Genomic DNA, 22,292 nt, shown 5'->3' with positions numbered 1-22,292 from the left:
CATGAATGCTTTGACTACATCTCACGGGAGGGACCTACATGATACAGCGCAATCTTGACGGAAACAGCATTATTATTCGGCTCGAAATGAAGACCAAGACCATTAATTTTGGTGAAGTGGCATCTGCAATCTCGCAGGCCGGAGGAGATATCGTTGCCATTGACGTAATTTCCACTAACCAGGATATTACCGTTCGAGATTTGACTGTTGCGGTTTCTCATGCAGATGATAACAAAAAGATTGTAGAGACAGTCCGAAATCTTAATGGAGTCTCTATTATCAACGTATCCGACCGTACCTTTCTGCTGCATTTGGGCGGCAAAATTGAAATCGCTCCCAAATCACCAATTAACAACCGAGAGGATTTGTCGAGAGTATATACGCCGGACGTGGCCAGAGTATGTAATGCAATTGCGGAGGAGCCGCAGAAGGCATATTCTTTAACGATCAAAAGAAATACGGTAGCTGTTGTATCCGATGGAAGTGCAGTACTCGGTCTTGGTAATATTGGTCCAAGAGCTGCAATGCCCGTAATGGAAGGTAAAGCGATGCTGTTCAAGCAGCTTGCGGGAGTAGATGCTTTTCCGATCTGCCTGGAAACGCAGGATACAGAAGAGATTATTCGGACGATCAAAGCGATATCACCGGCTTTTGGCGGTATTAATCTCGAAGATATTTCTTCTCCTCGCTGCTTTGAGATTGAACGGAGACTTAATGAGGAGCTGGATATTCCTGTCTTTCACGATGATCAGCACGGTACAGCGGTCGTATTATATGCAGGACTGATTAATGCACTGAAGCTGGTCGGCAAATCCATCGAGAATACGAAGATTGTCGTATGCGGTATTGGAGCAGCTGGAGTAGCCTGCAGTAACATCTTGTTATCTGCCGGAGCCAAAAATTTGATTGGGGTTGACCGCGAGGGAGCTCTTGTAAGAACAGAAGCCTATGATAATCCGATCTGGCAGGATTATGCCAAGCGGACAAACCCTAATCTTCAGACCGGCTCACTTCATGAGGTTATTAAGGATGCGGATATCTTCATTGGTCTCTCTAGAGGGAATTTGCTTACAAGAGAGCACATCATGACGATGGCGGAGGACCCGATTGTATTTGCGATGGCCAATCCGGTACCCGAAATTATGCCGAATGAAGTAGAGGATATCGTAGCGGTTATGGCCACAGGGAGATCCGATTATCCGAACCAGATTAATAATGTGCTATGCTTCCCTGGAATGTTCCGTGCCGCACTGGACTGCAGAGCGAGCGAAATTAATGAAGCGATGAAGCTGGCAGCTGCAACGGCCATTGCTTCCTCTATATCGGATGAGGAACGGACGAAGTATTATATTATTCCTAGTGTTTTTAATGATCGAGTTGTCAAATCCATTCGTGAGCGGGTCATTGAGGCGGCTCTTCAGACGGGAGTAGCGAGAAGAGTGCCAAGGAAGAGCAGTGATATTTCTGGTTAATCGTGCATTTTCTTCGAAAATGCTTAGCGTTAGGAATATGCTAAATATATAAGAAGAGCCCTGGTTAACCTGCAAGTGCTTGCAGAGGAATCAGGGCTCTTTTTGTATTCTTAGGTCAGCCGCACCGTCTGGCAGGCTATTAATTAACGGTGATTTTTATCTGATTTATGAGCCTGCGGGCTGTCCATCAGAGACATTACACTGTAATCTTCTTCTGGGTAAAGGGAGAATGCATCGGCGATGAGCCAGCTTCCATCCTCTGATTTGACCATATAGTACATCCCTGTCAGATCGCCTTCAATATCTGACTCTTCGGCATGAACAATAGCGGTATTCCCATCATACTGAACGACATTAATAGAAGAAGCGGAGAGATCATAGTCTACCTCGTTCAGATAGCCGGTATCAAACAATTGTTGAAGACTGCGATAAATCCATGTGGACTGATCATGTGTTGACAATACGAGGTCTGCATCCTTGTTATTGTATCCATCATACTGAGCTTGCAGTGTTTCTTCGATACTTGTTTGATCCTCTGCAGGAACGGCCGGTGTCTGACCGATCAGGTCCAGTGCATGATAATAATTGTAACCTGGAATTTCATCATTCAGCTTCAAGCTTCCATCTGATGATTCGGTCAGGAACAGCCACAATTCATCTTGAGTGAGGTCGAAGAAGAATGGACCTCCGGTCCAAATTTCGGTACGGGTGACTGAGGCAATAATTTCGCCATCCTCTGCACCAACAATCTCGAGATTGGAATAAGTCGTCGTTCCTTGTGACTTGAATAACTCCGTATAATATTCCACGAAGTAATCATAGCTGTATGATTCAGAATCGAGCATAGATTTAATCTTATTCAGGTTACGTTCGTTTTCCGCGTTGCCGAAATCCGTAAGGAAGGCATCTACCTTTTGCTGGGTCTCTTCTTCTCCAGCTGAGGTAGAAATATGAATTGTTTTGCTGTTTTGATCCCAGGACACATTGTAGCCTGTAGCTTCAGCAACGAAACGGAGTGGAATCAGCGTGGTGCCTTTCTCTATGTAAGGTGCGGCAGGAAGGCTGGTTCTTTGACCATCAATGTGGGCCGTAGTCTTACCGGCGTAGAGCTGAAGCTTCACTTCGCCGTTGTCTGCGTTGATGCGTTTCTCTGCATTGTTCCATTTCACCGAGTAATCAAACGCCTCGAATAGTGCTCGGAAGGGAACAAACGTTACCCCTTTCTTGATGGCAGGTGTCACAGGGAACGTCATTAATTCATCGTCCAGGTATACCTTGATTTTTGGTGTTGTTGCGGCTGCGGATACGACTCCACCCATCATGGAGAATACCATTAGGAAAGCGAGTGTTAGCAGGCCTAGCTTCTTTTTGAACATGTTGTCAACCCCTCTAAGTTGTACATTATTTTGCTATAGGAACAGCAGACTTCCTGCCCCAAAAAATATTGGAAATGTTCCCATGCGAAACCATATTACTCGGCTTGGAAAAGTTAAGCAATACAGGTGGAAGAGATTTACCAAGGTAATTATATACAATAGTCGAATAGCTCTATTAAGCGAAGTGAACGCGGCTGTCAATGATTTGTTACAAATGTGCTCGAAAGTTCAGGAAAGTCATGGTACAATAAATCGTTCATTTGAGAAAGCAGGTTTACGTAATTTGTGGTTTTGGGGTAATAATACAAAAATATCTAATCATGATTCCTAGAAGGAGGGCTTATAGGGATGTCTTTCGGCGCTCGGGTGTTAAAGACCGGGATTGCAGTAACTCTAGCTTTATATATAAGCATGCTGCTGAACATTTCCCAGTCACCTGTGGGTGCGGCAATTGCGGCCATTTTTGCAATGCAGCCCTCTATATACCGATCCTGGCGATACTTTCTTGATCAAGTGCAGTCAACGACGCTTGGCGCCATCGTTGCGCTGATCGGAGGGATGGTGTTCTCCAATGAACCCATTGCTGTCGGATTGGCTTGTATACTGGTCATCAGTATCTGTCTTAAGTTAAAAATGGGCGACACGATCGGTCTTACGCTCGTCACGGTTGTTTCTATTATGGAGGCCTCTGGGGACTGGCATTATGCAGTGGACAGATTCATTCTGACGCTGATCGGTATCGTGTCTGCATCGGTAATCAACGTCACTGTCTCTCCGCCGAAGCCGAAGCTGCAATTTGTGATGCAGATCAGAAGTGTGTTTGACCGCATGTCCTTGCTGCTCAGAACCTCTATATCGGATGAGATTAAAGAATCGGTGTTTCGTGATGAGAAGAATGATCTTGAAGGTCAAATCAAATCCCTTGTTGACAAATATCATCTGTTTGAAGAAGAACAGCAGAAGCTGAGACGGGCGAAGTTCAGCTCAACGAGGCAGATGGTCGTCTATAAGCTGATGTTATCTAGTCTTCAAAAAGGCTTTGCAGTGCTGGATGCGGTGGATCGACACTATTTTCAGGCGGAACGATCAGACCGAACGGATCAGTATTTCGATGAGCATCTGGAGAAATTGATTAAATTCCATGAGCATGTCCTGCTCAAATTTGAAGATAAGCTTAAGCCCAATGAACGGGAAGGCGAAGAGCTGGTGCGCACCAATGTGGAGTTCATGGAATCTGCGATCGAAGGCATTGATTTTGAGCGGGAGGGAATGCTCCGGCTGTCGATCGTTGCAGCAGCAATGTACGATTATGGTTATCAGCTTGAACGTTTAAATCGCTTGGCTGACCATATTCTAGACTCCGAAGAAACGAAGGATAGCTCGGAGGGGCTGTCAGCGTGGCTGAAAAAATAAAGATGTTTTGTAAAATGTACACTTGCACGGACGAAGTAAATTCGTTTATGATCTTTACAAAATCTAATTCGGGGTAATTTAGTAGACTTTGTGCTGGATCATCATCCTGAATACTTATAAAGAAGGTGTGTTCCGTGGAGAAAAAGGTGGATGTCATTATTATTGGTGCAGGAACCATGGGTCTTAGCAGCGGCTACTATCTTGCGAAGTCAGGCAAATCCGTATTGATGCTCGATGCTTATGAACCGCCGCATACGCAAGGTAGCCATCATGGGGATACACGATTGTTCCGCTATGCATACACTGGAGATCTCGTATACAATGCAATGGCAGTAAGAGCCCACGAACTGTGGAATCAGCTGGAACGAGAAAGCAGCAGTACCTTGTTAATTCCTTCAGGTGTGCTAAATATATCTCCTGATCATGACCCGTTAGCCGAAGAGAAGTGGAATAATGCACTTGCCTTTAATCTTTCGGTAGAACGACTCAGCACGATGGAAATTAAGCACAGATGGCCGGGCTTTCATTTGCCAAAAGGATATTCTGGAATTCTCGAACGCAGGGCAGGCTATCTGTTGACGGAGCCTGTACTTCAGGCTTATAAGGGATTAGCCGGTCAGCATGGTGCAAGACTTGTTACAGGTGCCAAGGTCCGGCACTGGGAACCCTCAGGCTCAGGATTTATCGTACATACGGCGACAGAGAAGTACGAAGCAGAACAGCTTGTAATTACGACAGGCGCCTGGGCTTCTGAAACGGGAGGATCGATTCAGCCGCCTGTTGCAGCGGTCAGACAGGTCATCGGATGGTTTGAGGCTCCTAAGCTGTTCGATGTATCGCACTTCCCTGGATTTACGCTCGATACAGAGAACGGACTATATTATGGGTTCCCCAGCAAGGATGGCTCTGGATTAAAGATCGGCCGCCATGATTGGGGAACGGCTGTAGATCCGAATGCTCCTCTGCTTCCGTTTCAGGCAGGCGGAGAAGATGAGGAAATTCTTCGACAGGCGCTTCAGAAATATATTCCGGAAGCGAGCGGTAGACTCCTTCGAGGAGCAGCATGCAAATATGAGAATACACCAGATGAGGATTTTATTATCGATTATCACCCTGAGCATAAGGGAGTGGTGCTGGCCTGTGGTTTCTCTGGACATGGATTTAAGTTTGCCAGTGCTGTAGGGGAGCTCATTTCCCATCTTGTGAACGGCGATTCCATTCGTTATAATTTGTCCGCTTTTCGATTAGACCGTTTCTAATCCTTGCAAGATTCTGAAGCAAGAGCCTGAACTTATACATGTTCATTTGCATGATATCCATTGATTGGCTACAATAATAGAACAGCCCGGGCTACTAAGAAAGTTGCCCGGGTTTGTTCTTGTTGTTTGGTTTTTCTGATAAAGAGTATGTGATACTTTGCTTAACACCGGAAGATTGAGAATGCAATATGGGGGAAAAATATGAATAAATATATAACAATTCCTGCACCCTTACTGAAGCTGCTGGATGGAGAACACCTTTCGTCTAAACAGAATGAAGCATTCATGCTGCAGACGGTAACGGAGGATGGCTGGCCGCATACAGCAATGATCAGTGTCGGTGAGATTGTAGCAATAGATGCCTATACACTAAGGCTGGCATTATGGTGTGGTACGACGACTTCTCACAATATGCTTCGCAGCGGCAAAGCCGAACTCGTTATTGTGTATGCAGAACGAGTCTATTATCTCAAAATGGCCGTTAAGCCGCTTGCTCCATTAAGATCTGCCAAACATGAAAGAGACAGGTTCACTGCGCATATTCATGCGTTAAAGATAGATCAAGCCAAATATGCTCATATTGAAGCAGGTATTCGGGTTCAGCTGATAGACCCAGATTCCGTAGTTACACGATGGATGGAAACGGTGGAAGAGCTGAGGATGGACTAATATATTGGTTAAAATGAATTCAATAATATGAAGAAGGAGCGGATCACTTGAGTACGGACAAGGAATGGCAACTCGAACAGGCTAGAGTGGACGAAGTTACAGAACAAATTCGACAATCAATTAACAAGCTTGAGGGTGAAGTAGGTTCTGTTCGCGGAGAAGTGGTTGAGATGCGAAAAGAATTTTGGGATGAAGTCACCATTAACTTTAGTGAAGCAGATGATGTCGGTGAGACTTCTACGAACTTAAGACAGCAATCCGAGGTGCTGTCAGAGCGGGAACGGAGCCACAAAAATGCATTTAATGCACTGAAAAAGCTCAATAAGCTGGAAGGGAATCCCTATTTCGGTCGTATTGATTTTGTGGAGAAGGGAACGGATACAGCAGAGCCTATATATTTAGGAATTGCATCCTTTTTATCAGAGCAGGAGAATGAATTTCTTGTCTATGACTGGCGTGCTTCGATATCGAATCTGTATTACGACGGGGCACCGGGGCCATCTTCCTATCGAACACCATCGGGGGTTATCGAAGGAGAGATCACGTTAAAACGGCAGTTTACCATTCGTGATGGAGATATCAAGTTCATGTTTGATACTGGGGTTACCATAGGCGATGAGTTATTGCAGGCTGTACTCAGTCAAAGCTCTGATGCTTCGATGAAAAGTATTGTGGCCACCATTCAGAGAGAGCAGAACCAGATTATTCGAAATGATACAAGCCGTTTGTTAATCGTTCAAGGTGCAGCGGGCAGCGGAAAAACATCGGCAGCTCTGCAGCGTGTCGCCTATCTGCTCTATAAAGATCGGGAATTTCTGAAGGCGGATCAAATGATTCTGTTCTCTCCGAATCCGATGTTTAACAGCTATGTATCCACCGTATTGCCTGAGCTTGGCGAAGAGAATATGCTGCAGACGACATTTCAGGAGTATTTGGAACGAAGAATCGGCAAAGAATACCAGCTTGAGGATCCCTTTGTGCAGCTGGAGTATGTCTTATCCCAACCTGACGATCCTGGTTATGAAGCTCGAATTCAAGGCATTCAGTTCAAGTCCTCACCTGAGTTTCTCGATTTGATTCTAAGCTATAAGAATCGGCTGGCACAGACAGGAATGATGTTCAAGCCCCTTCGTTTTCTTGGGAAAGAGGTCATTTCGACACAGCAGATCACGCAGAAATTTTATGAATTTGACAAGGGGATTCGAATTGCGAGCCGGCTAGAGCTTCTCAAAGAATGGATGCTGAAGGAGCTTGCTGCCTTTGGTAAAGGCGAACTTACCGCGGCGTGGGTAGACGAACAGATTCAGCTGCTTGGCACAGAGGACTATCACCGGGCCTATCAAAGATTACGGCGGAAGCAGCGAGGCAAGCAGGATACATTTAATGATTTTGACGTGGAAAGAGATATATTGGCCAAAATGGTGGTCTCCGATCGTCTTAAGCCCCTTCGCAAATGGGTCAAAGCAACGCGGTTTGTTGATATGAAGGGACTGTACCAAGCCATATTTAAGGAAGCAGGGGTGTCTTGTGGAGTTGACCGTTCACGTCTTCCGGCCGCATGGGATGATATTTGCAAATTTACGATTGATAAAATAAACGCCCAGGAGCTTGCATATGAGGATACGACTCCGTTCTTATATCTAAAAGATTCATTATTAGGATTTCGTGTGTTTACGAATATACGCCATGTCATTGTGGATGAAGCTCAGGATTATTCCCCATTCCAGCTTGCCTTCTTCAAACAAATGTTCCCACGTGCGAAGATGACCGCGCTAGGAGATTTTAATCAGGCGATCTATGCTCATTCATCCGTACTTAGTGGGACAAGTGAGCTGAGAGATATCTATAGCACGGACAAGGCGGAAGTGATAAGGCTCACGCGCAGCTATCGTTCAACGAAGGAAATCGTAGAATTTACAAAGTCATTGCTTCCTGACGGAGAGGCCATCGTTCCATTCAATCGTGAGGGAGAGAAGCCTTACGTATATGAATTCGGAAAGCGAGATGAGATGGAGGAAGCCATGGTATTGAAGCTTGAGGAGCTTCAGTCGCAAGGATACGAGTCCATCGCCGTTATTTGTAAGTCTGCAGGTCAAAGCCTTAAGGTATATGAGCGTCTTCACGGCAAGCTCAGCACAGTGCCAAAACTGATTAAGAAAACGACGCTTGGTTTCGAAAAAGGAGTACAGGTCATTCCGGCATACCTGGCAAAGGGCGTTGAATTTGATGCAGTCATCATTTATGACGGTTCGGCCAAAGCTTATTCAAGAGAAAGTGAACGCAAGCTATTCTATACAGCGTGCACGCGTGCGATGCACTTACTGTACATTTACTCCAAAGGTGCAGTCAGTCCGTTTGTATCAAAGGTAGATTCTCAGCTGTATCAGCATGAATTGGAGTATTCAAAGTAACCTTTTAATAAGATATCAAATTAGCATGGTCAATGTACTAATCCGGCAGCACATTCTCATAAGTGAGAGGTGCTGTTGTTTTTTTTAGAACAAGGATCAAATTGAATAGGATTACATATAATGAAAGATTATAGGGAGGGCGATGTAAGGAAACGGTGGTTTTCCAGATCATTTCCTGTTGAATCTTGAACTCTTAAGTCAATTATGTTTACATGTGACGTTCAGGCTACTATAATCATAAACAATCTACTTTTTTTACGGTGAATGGGGGAAGTTCGAATGATAATAAAACAATTTGCAAGACCAGCATTGGCTGATTGCGTGAAAGAACTGGTGGAGACAGCTCGAGGGGATCTAAAGGCTTCTCTTGTGATTCAAAACGGGTCTTTGGTCAACGTTGTTTCAGGCGAAATATTGCAGGGCATGTCTGTTGCTGTACAGGGCTCTCGCATTGCATACGTAGGCAAGGATGCTTCCCATACCATTGGACCGGACACAGAAGTTATTGACGCCAGCGGGCAGTATATTGCACCAGGACTGCTTGATGGTCATTGCCATATTGAGAGTACGCAATTAACTGTGGCAGAATTTGCTAGAGCCGTCCTTCCATTAGGAACGACGGGTGGATTCTTTGATGCGCATGAAATATCCAATGTGCTTGGCCTGAACGGTCTTAAATATATGCTCGAAGAGGCGAGAACGACTCCGCTCGCTGCTTATATGCAGGCACCCTCCTGTGTGCCATCCACGAGCCCTGAACTCGAAACGACGGGAGCCTATATCGGACCTGACGAGGTGGCAGAAGCGTTAAGCTGGGGCAATGACATGATTGGCTTAGGGGAAGTAATGAATTTTCCGGGTGTCGTATACGGCGAGGAAAAGATGCTTGGAGAAATAGAAGCTACACTGCGCGCGGGTAAAGCGGTGGACGGTCATTTTACCTGGGCAGCGGATGATTGGAGACTGCCTGTATATGCTGCGGCAGGTGTAACCGGAGATCATGAATGTGTAACCAAAGAGGATGTACAGGAAAGAATCCGCCTGGGCATGTACGCCAAAATGCGGCAAGGCTCAGCCTGGCATGATGTAGCAGAAACGATTAAGGCCTCAACCGAGCTCGGGCTTGATACAAGACGGATGATGCTCGTGACGGATGATCGGAGCTCAGAATCCCTGCTGAATGAAGGGCATATGAATTACGTTGTGCGTCTTGCTATTTCCCAGGGCGTCAAGCCGGTGACGGCTTTTCAAATGGCGACGATTAATACGGCAGAGCGGTTCGGCGTCCAGAGAGATGTGGGTTCAATCACACCGGGCTCGATCGCAGATATCATTCTATTGGATGGAAGACTCGCTGATGTGAATGTGCATACAACCATTGCGGCAGGTCAAGTCGTTGCGAGGGAAGGGAAAATGGCGGCTGCCTGGGATAAGTATCAGTATCCTCAAGATGCACTGGGGACCGTTCATTTAGAGGCTGATATTCAGGCAGATCATTTTGTAATTAATACACCTGTTAATGAGGGTGAGCTTAAAGCTCGCATTATACAAGTGACAGAAAATCATGTAGAGACGAAGGAAGTGTTCAAGACCGTCCAAGCAGAATCAGGCCAAGTGATATTAAGTCAGGATCAGGATGTATGCAAAATCGCTGTGATTGAAAGGCATCATAGAACAGGCAACAAGGCAGTAGCGCTTGTTAGTGGAGTAGGCTTTAACCGGCCTGCTGCGATTGCCATGACGGTCGCACATGACAGCCATAATCTGATGGTGATCGGAACAGATGATCATCTAATGGCTGATGCGGCTAACCGAGTCGTGAATATGCAAGGCGGGGTCGCGGTGGTAACACATGAGGGAACGACAGAATTTCCGCTGCCGATTGCAGGTCTAATGTCTCCGGAGCCTTTTGAGATCGTAGCCTCGCAGTCTGAATCCATCAGCCAGGCACTAAAGGCCGCTGGGTGCTGCTTGAACAATGCGTTCATGACTTTGTCATTATTGGCACTGGTCGTTATACCTGAGCTTCGGCTGTCCGACAAGGGACTTGTTCGTATCTCTGCAAACGGAATTGAGCTCGTTCCATTGTTCGAACAATAATGGATATACCCTAACTACATTGAGAATATCTGAAATAGGTAAGTGGACATCTGTCTACTTGCCTATTTTTTCGTTTGAGTGAAACAAAAATGGTCCAAAATCATTAAATGAGCATAAAGTCCTATAAATTCCTTTCATATTTCTCCGAAAATAATAAAGTAATACTTTCGTCCTTCAAAAATTGTCGAAAAGTAAGACTAAGGTAATCGAACAATGAGACAAATGGACGGGGTTGTATACGAATTGGAGGCAAATTTGTTGAAAAGCAAAGACGCAAAGCCATGGGTCTAAGGTAAGTCTAATGACTTATGATGACAGCCGGTTGCCGATTTATTAATGGAGAACGGGCAGGATATAAGGCACCGTTCCTAAAATCGAAGGAGTGTACATAAGAGATGTGGAAGAAAACAGGGAGAGCAGCGGCGGTACTGCTGGCTGCAGCAATTATGGCGGGATCAATTACAGGGGGAGCAGTGGATGTAGAAGCTACAGCCTACTCAAGTAAACAAACAGGAACATGGCTATGGGATACAACTCAAATCAAAAGTGAGCCCGACAAGATACTGGATTTTGCAGAAGCGCAGGGGATCAATGCCATCTATTTGCAAATAAACAGAGATGTGGCTGTACCGTATTATAAAGATTTTATCAGCAAGGCTTACGCGGAAGGAATTGAGGTCCAAATCTTGGACGGCAGACCTGCCTGGGGGCTATTATCAGGTCGTGAAGGATTAATGAGCTTCGTGGAGTGGATCGAAGCCTATCAGAATGGAGCCGAAGAGAATGAGCGGTTCTCGGGAATACATGTGGATATTGAGCCCCATGTGCTTGCAGAATGGAAGTCAGATCGTGACAGCGTTGTTACTCAGTGGCAGTCTAATGTAACGTATCTAACGAATGAAGCAAAACGTATGGAGATGAAGATCACAGCAGATATCCCTTTTTGGCTTGATAACTATACCGTGCCTGGCGGGGACATGAAGATTAGCAGCTGGATGATTCGCCAGTTCGATGCTGTCGCTGTTATGGCATATCGGGATACAGCAAGTGCTATATACAATGCCGCAGCCAGTGAACTGAAGGAAGCGTCTGAGCTGGGTAAGAAAGTATCCATCGCCGTTGAGACGAATCGAAGCAGCGAGGGGAATTTTATTACCTTCTACGAAGAAGGCTGTGAATACATGCGAGCAGAACTGCAAGAGCTTGAGCAGATGGCAAATGAGCATGATTCTTATATCGGGATTTCGGTTCACGATTATGGAAACTGGTCTAAACTAGCGAGTCGTTAATTGTAAACAAGGGTGATCTGGTAAGAGCTAAGAGTTCTCACCAAGTCACCCTTTTTTTGCTGCAATTATACAGAAACCGGCTCCAGTGAAATTTGTTCAAAAAATTGCTTGCGGTATTGGGAAGGCGTCATCTTTTTTGTTTTTTGAACAGGGTAATAAAGTAGCTTAGATTGTCATAACCAACTTCCATCGCAATATCAACAACTTTATAATTTGTATTTTCCAGCAGCTTGCATGCTCTTTGGATGCGGTAATGATTAATATAATCGATTGGGCTCTTCTGGACCATTTGTTTAAAGAAGCGGCAGAAATGTCCCTCGCTCATATTAATGTGTTCGGACAAGTCCTTCAGCTTAATGGGCTCACTATAGTGATCATGGATATAGCCGAGAGCTGTCTTCAGACGTTCGATCTTATCTGGACTGCCGGCGGCAATGTTATTCCCTAAATCTGCTGCCTGCTGCATATAAGCGAACATTTCTGCAAGAATCAGATACAGATGTGCCTTGGTCGATATTTCCATCGTCGGCTTCATTTGCTCATGCTCTTGCAGAATCAGATCGATATGTGTAAGGACCGATTTGCCCCAATCCGTATGACGTGAAATATGGCGGGGAGGGAGCAATTTCCGCTTCAATATAGGGTCCATCATTTTCTCCTGCAGGGAATCAAACGAGGCGCTCGACAGCCAGGCTGGGTCAAATACGATGGCTGAGAAGACACAGCGCTCCTCCCCCTGCAAATATCCCGCATGAATTTCGCCGCTGCCTACGAAGATCGCATCTCCTGCTTGTGCTTCGTAAATATTCATATCAATATGGAAGACAGCAGAACCGCTTTCAATAAGAATCAGCTCCATTTCATCATGCCAATGACAATCAAGAATGCTGTCTCCATTGAGCTGGTCTACTGACGGATAGACACTAACAGGGAACATAGGGTTGCCATGTACGCGATTCTCTCTCAATAATTCTTTATTCATTTCACCAAGCTCCTTGTGCATTCTTCTTCTATATAATAGGAGAAAAAAGCTTCTCTGATTGAAATCGCTTCCATAATATGTGCGTTATGTTAATATAAAGTGACAACTAAGATGAGAGTATATCAAAATATTGATACTATTCATCAAAATAACGTAAGAAAATCAAATAAAATATCAATATTATTATAGTATAACCGAAGGGGGAAAGAAAACATGAAATTTACTGATGGATTCTGGATGACTCGTGAAGGGTATCATATTCAAAACCCAACTGATATTCGTGATATTGTACAAAAAGATAATTCTCTAACCGTTCATGCGGCTACTAAATATATTCGCACCAAGGGTAACACTTTGAACGGTACATTGCTGAAAGCAACTTACAGTTCTCCTATGCCTAACGTAATCCGTGTAACATTGAACCACCATAAGGGCAGAGTGAAAAAAGGTCCTGAATTCGAGCTTTTGAATCAGGATACAAATGTTGAAATCTCTAAGAACGAGCAAGGCGCTGTACTGAAGAGCGGTAATCTGGAAGTTCAGATTGACAAAACAAACGGCTGGGACATCAGCTTCCTATATGGCGGCAAGCGGATTACAGGCAGCGGTCATAGACAAGCTGGTTATATTACAGGGCCGAACAAGGAAGCATACTTCCGTGAGCAGCTGGATCTGGGCGTTGGTGAATACATTTATGGTCTTGGAGAGCGCTTTACTCCATTCGTTAAGAATGGACAAATCGTTGAGACATGGAATGAAGATGGCGGTACAAGCAGTGAGCAATCCTACAAGAACATTCCATTCTATCTATCCAACAAAGGCTATGGTGTGTTTGTAAACCATCCTGAACGTGTATCTTATGAGATTGCGTCAGAGAACGTATCCAAGGTTCAATTCAGTGTTGAGGGAGAGACTTTGGAATACTTCATCATCGGCGGTGACAATCCGAAGGATGTGCTTGACAACTATACGAAATTGACAGGTAAGCCTGCACTTCCACCAGCATGGACATTTGGTCTGTGGCTGACGACTTCCTTTACAACAGATTATGATGAAGGAACGGTAAATCACTTTGTGGACGGTATGGCTGAGCGTGATCTACCTCTCTCCGTATTCCACTTTGACTGCTTCTGGATGAAGGAATATCAATGGTCTGATTTCGTATGGGATGAGGAGATGTTCCCGGATCCGGAAGGCATGATTAAGCGTCTCAAAGATAAAGGACTTAAAATCTGTGCTTGGATTAATCCATATATCGCAGAAAAATCCTATTTGTTTGATGAAGGTATGGAAAACGGATATTTGGTCAAAACAGCGGACGGAAGCGTATGGCAATGGGATATGTGGCAAGCTGGTATGGCTCTTGTTGACTTCACAAATCCAGATGCCGTTAAATGGTATAAGAGCAAGCTGGAAGTGCTGCTTGACCAAGGTGTAGACTCCTTCAAGACAGATTTCGGTGAAAGAATTCCGACAGATGTCGTTTACTTTGATGGTTCGGATCCGGTCAAAATGCATAACTACTATACTCAGCTGTATAACAAAGCAGTATTCGAGCTGCTGGAAGAGAAGCTTGGCAAGAATGAAGCTGCATTATTCGCTCGTTCTGCAACAGCAGGCGGTCAACAGTTCCCTGTTCACTGGGGCGGTGATTGCTCCTCGACTTATGAATCCATGGCCGAATCACTTCGTGGAGGATTGTCGCTTGGATTGTCCGGGTTCGGTTTCTGGAGCCATGACATCAGCGGCTTCGAGAACACAGCAACTCCAGATGTGTACAAGCGCTGGGTTCAATTTGGACTTCTGTCCTCCCACAGCCGCCTGCACGGCAGCACATCCTATCGTGTACCTTGGCTCTTTGACGAAGAATCTGTGGATGTTGTACGCGACTTCACGAAGCTTAAGATCAGCCTGATGCCTTATCTGTACAATTCTGCCCAAGAATCGACTGCACGAGGCATTCCGATGATGCGTGCCATGATGCTTGAGTTCCCAGAGGATCCTACAACCTACAGCCTGGACACTCAATATATGTTTGGCGACTCCGTACTGGTTGCACCGATCTTTAACAAAGAAGGCGATGTCACTTACTATCTCCCTGAAGGAACCTGGACTAACTTCCTTACAGGAGAGAAGATTCAAGGTGGACGTTTCGTACGCGAGAATCATAGCTTCCGCACATTGCCAATGATGATCAAGCCGAACAGCCTGATCGCAGTGGGCGCGGTAAATGATGTAATCGAGTATGACTATGCTGAGAATGTTTCCTTGCATTTGTTTGAGCTTGGCGAAGGAAATCAGGCAGAGGCGAATGTAGTAAGCACGCGTTCTGAACAAGAGCTGAATGTGAAGGCCGTTCGTTCTGGAGACAGTATTGAAATAACGACAGAAGGAACAGGCAAAGCCTGGACACTCGTTCTTCGCGGTATCCATGAAGTATCTGCCGTACAAGGCGGAACGGCTGCAAACGGAGAGCATGGTGTTATCGTGACTCCTGACGCATTTACTGGCAAACTGACAATTACACTATAATCATTTCAAGAATACGGCGGTGCCACTGGCACCGTCTTTTTTTTGTACTTCAGATACTCCTTCAATACACTTCATGTTTACTGGTTCCTGGTTTTAGAGCACGTATAATTTTATTATGAAACAGCCACATTAACATAGTCGCAATTAGATAAACCTCACATGATGCTGTGCTTCTTGGCAGGCACTTATTGCATTTTCAAACTTAATAAAGGTGGGTAAACATCCGATGGAAAACAAGAAGCTTGATCTGGCAGCACTTTCATCCATTCCTCTGATTATGACTTTGGGTAATTCAGCATTAATCCCGATCCTGCCGCAAATATCCAGAGAGCTTAAAGTGTCGACCTTTATGGTTAGCATGCTCATCACTGTCTATGCAGTCGTGGCCATTATATTAATTCCCATTGCAGGGTATTTGTCGGATCGGTTTGGCCGTAAGGCGGTCATTATTCCGAGCCTTATCATCGCTGCTCTCGGAGGGGCTGTATCAGCTGGTGCTGCCTGGTGGCTGACGAATGGTGCAGCGTATTGGGTCATCCTTGGCGGCAGGCTATTACAGGGCGTCGGAGCTGCCGGAGCTTTTCCCATTGTGATACCGCTGGTCGGAGACATGTTCGAGGATGAAGAACAGGTAAGCAAGAGCCTGGGTATTATTGAAACTTCTAATACGTTAGGGAAAGTGCTTAGTCCTATCATTGGTGCAGCTCTTGGGGTATGGCTCTGGTATGCACCATTTTTGATGATTCCCGTTCTGTGCCTAATCTCAGTGCTCCTTGTCATCTTCTTGGTAAAAAGTCCGGGCACCAAAAAGGAAGCGCCTTCTTTCCGGGAGTTTATCGGATCTTTAAAAGACATTCTCGCTGAGAAGGGGCGCTGGCTTTATGCCATTTTTGCTGTAGGCTGCATTTGTATGTTTGTTATATTTGGGGTGCTGTTTTATCTGTCCGAGGTGCTTGAATCCCGATACGATATCCATGGAGTAACCAAAGGCTTTATCCTGGCAATTCCGTTAGCCGCTCTGTGCCTGTCTTCTTATTGGAGTGGGAAGATGATCGGTAAGCATAAAAAGCGCATGAAATGGATCGGCTGCTTCGGATTGATCCTAATGACGGCATCTCTTGTTGTCATGGGCTTCTCAAGCCAGATATATTATGTCATCGGTGTATTTACTGCCGGTGGAATCGGCATAGGGGCTGCGCTTCCCTGCTTGGATGCGCTGATTACCGAAGGGATCGAAGAGGAGCAGCGAGGGACGATCACGGCATTGTTCAGCAGTATGCGGTTTATCGGGGTGTCCTTAGGTCCGCCCGTTATCTCGATTCTGCTGAATACATCGCATTTTATCCTATTTATGACGCTTGCCGCTGTGGGCGCAGCAGGTATTCTGCTTACCTTGTTTGCCATCAGGCCCTCAGAGGATAAGGGCGATACGAATGGCAATAGCAAAAAGTCCAAAAATGTGCATTACCGTTTAGGCGGAAAAAGCATGGTCAGAGTGAAAAGAAAAGTTTAAATAGCATAAAACAGCCTGCATCAAATGCAGGCTGTTTTGTCGTTTTATCCTTCTTGTACAGCTGCACGCTGTTTGGCGAGACGCGAGTAAATGACGTAGATGACCAGCATCAACACTATAAATAGTGAGGAGTACCGATACATATCCGCATAGCTGGTAACAGAGGCGATAATGCCAAGCAAGAGAGCTCCGATGGCAATCCCGAAATCCAGCGTGTTCAAAAACATGCCATTGGCCAAGCCGCGCTGCGAAGGATGTACGACTTGAATCATCCAGGTCTGGAAGGTTGGCTGAAGTGAGCCATAGCCTAATCCAAACAAGAAAGCGGCAAAGAATAGACTGAGCGTAGAGCTTGTAAATGATAGAATAACGAGTCCGACAATAATGAGTATAGAACCGGGAATAATGAGAGCACCATGTCCTTTTGAATCATATATTCGGCCTGCAATCGGTCGAATCAACAAGATTGCTATGGCGTTAAATAAAAAGAACAGCGCCGGGTTAGCAATCCCTTGCTCTGCCCCGAAGATCGCAATGAAGCCGACCAAGCCTCCATAGGATACGGCCATGAGTCCGTTAAGTATAGACGGAATGACAAGTGCGGAGTTGAAGCCTTTCTTCTCAGGCACAGCGAATGGATTGCTTACCGGCTGCGGCTTTTTCACTTTTTTGGAGGTGAGCATATAACTAAGCGGGACAATGACAACAATAATAATTGCAGTGGACCAGGTCAGCAGTCCAAATCCGTAAGAGTTAAGCAGTGACAAGCCGACAATGGGCCCGATGGACATCGCGAGACTCGTAGACAGACCGAAGTAACCCATTCCCTCTCCCATCCGTTTTACAGGAATAATATCCGAGGCCATCGTAGGGAAGGCGGTGCTGCTCATACCGAAGCCAACGCCGAACACCATGCGCAATACGAGCAGAGTTCCCATGATGGCTGCAAAATGATAGCCAAGAGTAGCGAGCAAAGCTACGAGAATCCCAAAGTAGATCATCGAGTTGCGCTTTCCTTTTTCTAACTGCTTGGCAGCGAAGATTCTCGCGATAATCGCGCTGAGGGCAAACAGGGTGGTAAACAGGCTGACTTGAAAGGAATTTGCGTTGAATTCGCCCTGCACATAAGCCGGCAGGGTAGAAATGATCATATGTAGCTGTAGAAACAGCAGAAAATTACACAGTGTTAAAATAACGAATTCCTTCGTCCATAATTTCGTTTGTTCATGCTGCATGTGTTTTTTTAATACTCCTTCTGTGTTCAATAATAAAATGCGGTAGCTATCATTACTTTGTTTGCGATTCCTTCTCTAGAACCGTATCAAGATAAGATCCCATCTCGGATAGCACCTTCCAGAAAACATCCATGTCTTCCTTTGGTATAATCTGAGCAATGTCTTCATTAAATTGGTTCTCTAGTGGCACTAAGGTGCCGGAGAGATCTCTGCCGAGATCCGTCAGAAACAGCTCGAAGGCTCGGCGGTCCTTTTGGCTAGGCTTGCGTATGATCAGCTTCTTCTTTTCCAGCATATCCAGTATTCTTGTGGTGGTGGGTTGATCTTTATAGGCTTTTACAGCGATTTCGCGCTGATTCAGGCCCTCGTTCATGTAAATTTGCAGCAGCACAGACCACTGCTCTGTTGTGATGTCATAGGCTTTGAGACGCTGTGTCATTACACTAACTGCACGTCTATGAATAACACCGAGCATGAAGCCGATGGAGCGATCAGACAGGGATGTGTTCAATCGAATAGTACTCCTTTCAATGTAAAAACCGTTTTAGTCAATTTGCTTGTCATACTAATATTATTGAATGTAATAATTTCTGTCAATTGCTATTCCAATCTTTTAACGAAAAGAGATCCTTTATATGTCAGCGTGACGAAGAAATGATATATTTAAAATAGTGAACACGAGGGAATTACAGGAGGTGCGGTTATGGAATTATCGAGCAGACAACAGGAAATTATCGATCTGGTCGCACGTTACGCCCCAATCGCAGGTGATCATATTGCAGAGCAGCTCGGTTTAAGCCGTCCTACCATCAGGTCCGATTTGTCTATACTCGTGATGCTTGGATTGTTGGATGCTAAGCCTAAGGTTGGATATACTCTGGGAACGGCAGTAAATGAGCTCAGTCAGATGAATGAACAGATATCCAGACTAACGATTAACGATGTGTTGACACCGCCGCTTCTGATTCAGGAGCATCGTTCGGCATATGATGCAGTTGCCATGTTATTTCAGGAGAATACAGGAACACTGTTTGTAGAGAATGAAAGCCATGATTTTGTAGGGATTGTATCTCGTAAGGATTTGCTCAAAGTAACACTCGGTCATGCAGATTTAAAGAGCATTCCTGTCAGCCTGACGATGACCAGGCGGGCGCAAACCGTTGCACTCACGCCTAATGATCCGGCTATTCTCGCTGCCCAGATGCTGATTCGCTATCAGGTCAATTGTCTACCCGTCATACGTGGTGAAGGAGAAGTAAGAGAATTAGGTGAGCATGAAGTCATTGGGAGGGTATCCAAGACGACTTTGCTCCAGTTGTTCATTGAGCTGGCAGGAGTCTAGCCTGGGGGAGTTAACACATTTCTATCTATCTATTTTGATCTTTTTGTGTACATAAAGGGGGCAGATAAGTGCACTGGATAGCCATGATCACAATGCTGATTGATCATATAGGAGCTGTGTTTTTTCCAGAACACAGCATTCTGCGTATTATAGGAAGGATTGCTTTTCCGGTATATGCATTTTCTATATTTCTTGGTTATAAACATACACGTAATGTGAAGCGTTATACCTTCCGTTTGTTTATTATTGCAGTTGTATCCCAGATTCCGTTTATGGCTGCATTCAACCAATCCACATTAAATGTCGTGTGGACCTTGCTGGCTTCACTCCTTGTACTACAGGCGCTGGATAAAGTGAAGAATGAAATTGCAGCGATTTTTATTGTTATTTCAGCAGGATTCATGATGGAAATATCGACAATGGATTATGGGATCTATGGTTTGTTGCTCGTGCTGATCTATAGGTACACTGAAGGCTTCGTGATGGTGTTTGCACATCTGTTCTTGAATATTATAGATATGCTGCAGTCACAAATTCAGATATGGAGCACGATATCTACTATATTTATTGCCTTCGCCGTGTACAGGGGGGCATCATTCAGATCTTCCGTTCCACGCTGGTTATGGACGATCTTCTATCCTCTGCATCTTGCGATCATAGGAATTGTCCGAATTTATCTAAGATAAGGACGATCATGCTGGTAAGCAGATGGAACAAACCGAGTTATTCCTGTATAATAATGCAAAATGTCAAATCTCAAGACTTATATAAACGTAAGAACATATATTCCATACGTGACATGAATCGGTTACAATAGTATATAAATGCGAACAAGATTGGGAGTTGAGCTCAGGGTGGATTTGAAACGTTTAGCTGCAGAGAGAGCAGTAGAGTATGTTAAAGACGGAATGAAGGTTGGACTAGGCACAGGCTCAACGGCTTATTGGGCAATTCAACGCCTTGGCGAGCGGGTAAAGAACGAAGGACTGCAAATTGAAACAGTAGCTACTTCACAAGCATCGGAGGATCAGGCTAGAGAGCTAGGCATTCCGCTCGTCCCGTTCTCCGAAATCGGAAGGCTGGATATTACCATTGATGGAGCAGATGAAGTTGATGGACGTCTGAATCTGATCAAAGGCGGCGGCGGTGCGCTATTGCGCGAGAAGATTGTTGCAATGAACAGCCGGCGTCTCGTTATTGTCGTTGACGAAAGTAAAGTAATACATACACTCGGGAAATTCCCACTGCCTGTAGAGATCGTTCCGTTTGCTTGTGAATGGACCTACCATGCACTGGATCAAATGGGCTGCCATCCTGCATGGCGGATGAACGGTTCGGAGAAATACATGACAGACAACGGAAATTACATTGCAGATTGCAAGCTGGGCCGCATCTCTGATGCTGAGGCATTGAACCAGAAGCTCAACATGATTCCCGGTGTCGTTGATAACGGTTTATTTGTAGATATGGCAGATACGATCGTTGTTGCACATGCAGATGGAACGATAGAAATTAAACGCAAGTGAATCCATTTCAAATGAAATAGATTCAAGACAGGAAGGAAATCCATAGACAGGGGGTGATAACTTCATTGTAGCAATGGAGTTTATCAAACTTCATGTGGATTATAGTTACTGGAGGCAAGGTTATGTCTAATATTAGCGATGACAAGGATTTGTCGCTTCAACTATTTGTGGTGCTTGCAAGAGCATACAACTCAGTCACTGCAAGATCCAATCGTGATATTCAAAGCCATGGCTTAAATACGACTGAATTTGGTGTTCTTGATCTTTTGTATCATAAAGGTCCCCAGCCGCTTCAAAAAATTGGGGAAAAGGTCTTAATGTCCAGCGGCAACATTACTTATGTGGTGGACAAGCTTCAGAATAAGAAGCTGCTTATACGCAGAGCCTCTCTGGAGGATCGAAGAGTGATTTATGCGGAGCTAACGGAGGAGGGGACTGCGTTCTTCGAGCAGATCTTCCCTCAACATCACGAAGTCATTATCAGAGCGGAGCAAGGACTCTCGGAGGATGAGAAAAGAGAAGCTATTCGTCTTCTCAAGAAGCTTGGTTTATCAGCAAGCGGTAAGCTGTCAGAAGTAAACGATAGCCTATAGTAGGATGGACCCTGTTCATAGGGTCTGTCCTTTTTGTTATATATGGTGATGCTTGCATGTGTAATCATCTTATGGGACAATCGAGTAATCATGAAGTGCATGAATTTTTGGAGTAAAAGGAGTGCATTCATTTGTACATTGTTCAATCGATTGTCGAGGTTCCAGTTGATAAAGTAGAGGAGGTCGTCGGTCTCTATCAAAACCGAAGCCGCTCCGTGGACAAGGCATCTGGATTTATCTCATTTCAGCTGCTGCAGAACGAATTTAAGCCAGGAGAGCTTACCGTTCATATGACTTGGCAGGATAAGAAGGATTATCTTGCATGGGTGACAAGCTCCGACTTCAAGCGCATTCACGACTTGGAGCGGAAGTATCCGGATCAAGAATTGGCTAACATTAAGCCGACCGTAAAAAGATATACGGTACGAGCAGAATAGTAATCATTTGAATCAATTTCATAAATCATTAAAATGGTGTAATTGAAACTATATATAGACAAACAAAATCATTTTGATCTATATATACCCTTGATTGAAGCAGCTAAAAGTATTTTGAAATTGATTCATATATCATAGAATAA

18 protein-coding genes and 1 riboswitch are annotated in these 22,292 nt (G+C 44.9%); of the genes, 14 read left to right on the top strand and 4 right to left on the bottom strand.

Annotation, left to right across the window (positions count from 1 at the left end; all coding sequences use genetic code 11):
• The first annotated feature begins 38 nt into the window (after nucleotides 1-38).
• Nucleotides 39-1,472 (top strand): NAD-dependent malic enzyme, encoded by a 1,434-nt coding sequence (locus TCA2_RS01650; protein WP_047909806.1) that lies wholly within the window; start codon nucleotides 39-41, stop codon nucleotides 1,470-1,472.
• Between the two features lie 143 nt (nucleotides 1,473-1,615).
• Here the strand turns inward: TCA2_RS01650 and TCA2_RS01645 are convergent, their stop codons facing one another.
• A complete protein-coding gene (locus TCA2_RS01645) occupies nucleotides 1,616-2,848 on the bottom strand; it encodes a copper amine oxidase N-terminal domain-containing protein (RefSeq protein ID WP_047909805.1) in 1,233 nt (410 codons plus the stop codon).
• 348 nt (nucleotides 2,849-3,196) lie between these two features.
• On the opposite strand from TCA2_RS01645, the gene TCA2_RS01640 reads away from it, so the two are divergent.
• The 6 genes from TCA2_RS01640 (at nucleotide 3,197) to TCA2_RS01615 (ending at nucleotide 11,989) form a co-directional block, all read left to right on the top strand.
• Complete coding sequence (locus TCA2_RS01640; protein ID WP_047909804.1) at nucleotides 3,197-4,261, top strand: aromatic acid exporter family protein; 1,065 nt, start codon at nucleotides 3,197-3,199, stop codon at nucleotides 4,259-4,261.
• 134 nt (nucleotides 4,262-4,395) lie between these two features.
• Nucleotides 4,396-5,520 carry an N-methyl-L-tryptophan oxidase gene (gene solA, locus TCA2_RS01635; protein WP_081872146.1) on the top strand — a complete coding sequence of 375 codons (1,125 nt, stop codon included), beginning with the start codon at nucleotides 4,396-4,398 and terminating at the stop codon, nucleotides 5,518-5,520.
• Nucleotides 5,521-5,721: 201 nt separating this feature from the next.
• Nucleotides 5,722-6,189 carry a hypothetical protein gene (locus TCA2_RS01630; RefSeq protein ID WP_047909803.1) on the top strand — a complete coding sequence of 156 codons (468 nt, stop codon included), beginning with the start codon at nucleotides 5,722-5,724 and terminating at the stop codon, nucleotides 6,187-6,189.
• A gap of 47 nt (nucleotides 6,190-6,236) precedes the next feature.
• Entirely contained in the window at nucleotides 6,237-8,600 is a 2,364-nt protein-coding gene (gene helD, locus TCA2_RS01625; protein ID WP_047909802.1) for an RNA polymerase recycling motor HelD, read from the top strand.
• 279 nt (nucleotides 8,601-8,879) lie between these two features.
• Nucleotides 8,880-10,700, top strand: a complete 1,821-nt coding sequence (gene ade / locus TCA2_RS01620) for an adenine deaminase (protein ID WP_047909801.1) — start codon at nucleotides 8,880-8,882, stop codon at nucleotides 10,698-10,700.
• A 238-nt stretch (nucleotides 10,701-10,938) separates the two neighbouring features.
• A riboswitch (cyclic di-GMP riboswitch) is annotated at nucleotides 10,939-11,030 on the top strand.
• A gap of 65 nt (nucleotides 11,031-11,095) precedes the next feature.
• Complete coding sequence (locus tag TCA2_RS01615) at nucleotides 11,096-11,989, top strand: hypothetical protein (protein WP_047909800.1); 894 nt, start codon at nucleotides 11,096-11,098, stop codon at nucleotides 11,987-11,989.
• A 127-nt stretch (nucleotides 11,990-12,116) separates the two neighbouring features.
• Here TCA2_RS01615 and TCA2_RS01610 read toward each other — a convergent pair whose 3' ends face one another.
• Nucleotides 12,117-12,971, bottom strand: a complete 855-nt coding sequence (locus tag TCA2_RS01610; RefSeq protein ID WP_370510305.1) for an AraC family transcriptional regulator — start codon at nucleotides 12,969-12,971, stop codon at nucleotides 12,117-12,119.
• A gap of 213 nt (nucleotides 12,972-13,184) precedes the next feature.
• On the opposite strand from TCA2_RS01610, the gene yicI reads away from it, so the two are divergent.
• Both yicI and TCA2_RS01600 read left to right on the top strand, forming a co-directional pair.
• Nucleotides 13,185-15,503 (top strand): alpha-xylosidase, encoded by a 2,319-nt coding sequence (yicI, locus tag TCA2_RS01605; RefSeq protein WP_047909799.1) that lies wholly within the window; start codon nucleotides 13,185-13,187, stop codon nucleotides 15,501-15,503.
• Nucleotides 15,504-15,729: 226 nt separating this feature from the next.
• Complete coding sequence (locus TCA2_RS01600; protein WP_047909798.1) at nucleotides 15,730-17,016, top strand: MFS transporter; 1,287 nt, start codon at nucleotides 15,730-15,732, stop codon at nucleotides 17,014-17,016.
• Between the two features lie 44 nt (nucleotides 17,017-17,060).
• On the opposite strand, the gene TCA2_RS01595 is transcribed toward TCA2_RS01600, so the two are convergent.
• Together TCA2_RS01595 and TCA2_RS01590 are read right to left on the bottom strand one after the other, a co-directional pair.
• Nucleotides 17,061-18,251: an MFS transporter gene (locus TCA2_RS01595; protein ID WP_047909797.1), complete on the bottom strand. Its 1,191-nt coding sequence runs from the start codon at nucleotides 18,249-18,251 to the stop codon at nucleotides 17,061-17,063.
• Nucleotides 18,252-18,303: 52 nt separating this feature from the next.
• Nucleotides 18,304-18,762 (bottom strand): MarR family winged helix-turn-helix transcriptional regulator, encoded by a 459-nt coding sequence (locus TCA2_RS01590; protein WP_052511664.1) that lies wholly within the window; start codon nucleotides 18,760-18,762, stop codon nucleotides 18,304-18,306.
• Nucleotides 18,763-18,954: 192 nt separating this feature from the next.
• Between TCA2_RS01590 and TCA2_RS01585 the strand changes: the two genes are divergently transcribed.
• From TCA2_RS01585 to TCA2_RS01565, 5 genes are all read left to right on the top strand, one after another.
• Nucleotides 18,955-19,593 (top strand): CBS domain-containing protein, encoded by a 639-nt coding sequence (locus tag TCA2_RS01585; RefSeq protein ID WP_052511662.1) that lies wholly within the window; start codon nucleotides 18,955-18,957, stop codon nucleotides 19,591-19,593.
• A 68-nt stretch (nucleotides 19,594-19,661) separates the two neighbouring features.
• Nucleotides 19,662-20,279 carry a TraX family protein gene (locus TCA2_RS01580; protein WP_047909795.1) on the top strand — a complete coding sequence of 206 codons (618 nt, stop codon included), beginning with the start codon at nucleotides 19,662-19,664 and terminating at the stop codon, nucleotides 20,277-20,279.
• A gap of 168 nt (nucleotides 20,280-20,447) precedes the next feature.
• Nucleotides 20,448-21,119, top strand: coding sequence for a ribose-5-phosphate isomerase RpiA (gene rpiA, locus TCA2_RS01575; protein ID WP_047909794.1), 672 nt, complete (start codon nucleotides 20,448-20,450; stop codon nucleotides 21,117-21,119).
• Nucleotides 21,120-21,241: 122 nt separating this feature from the next.
• Nucleotides 21,242-21,712, top strand: a complete 471-nt coding sequence (locus TCA2_RS01570; RefSeq protein WP_047909793.1) for a MarR family winged helix-turn-helix transcriptional regulator — start codon at nucleotides 21,242-21,244, stop codon at nucleotides 21,710-21,712.
• Nucleotides 21,713-21,843: 131 nt separating this feature from the next.
• Nucleotides 21,844-22,149 carry an antibiotic biosynthesis monooxygenase gene (locus TCA2_RS01565; protein ID WP_047909792.1) on the top strand — a complete coding sequence of 102 codons (306 nt, stop codon included), beginning with the start codon at nucleotides 21,844-21,846 and terminating at the stop codon, nucleotides 22,147-22,149.
• Nucleotides 22,150-22,292: the final 143 nt, after the last annotated feature.

The organism is Paenibacillus sp. TCA20, assembly GCF_000732325.1.
GTDB classification, from domain to species: domain Bacteria; phylum Bacillota; class Bacilli; order Paenibacillales; family Paenibacillaceae; genus Paenibacillus; species Paenibacillus urinalis.
Note: the sequence above shows the minus strand (reverse complement) of the source record. Positions and strands in the feature narration are given on the sequence as shown.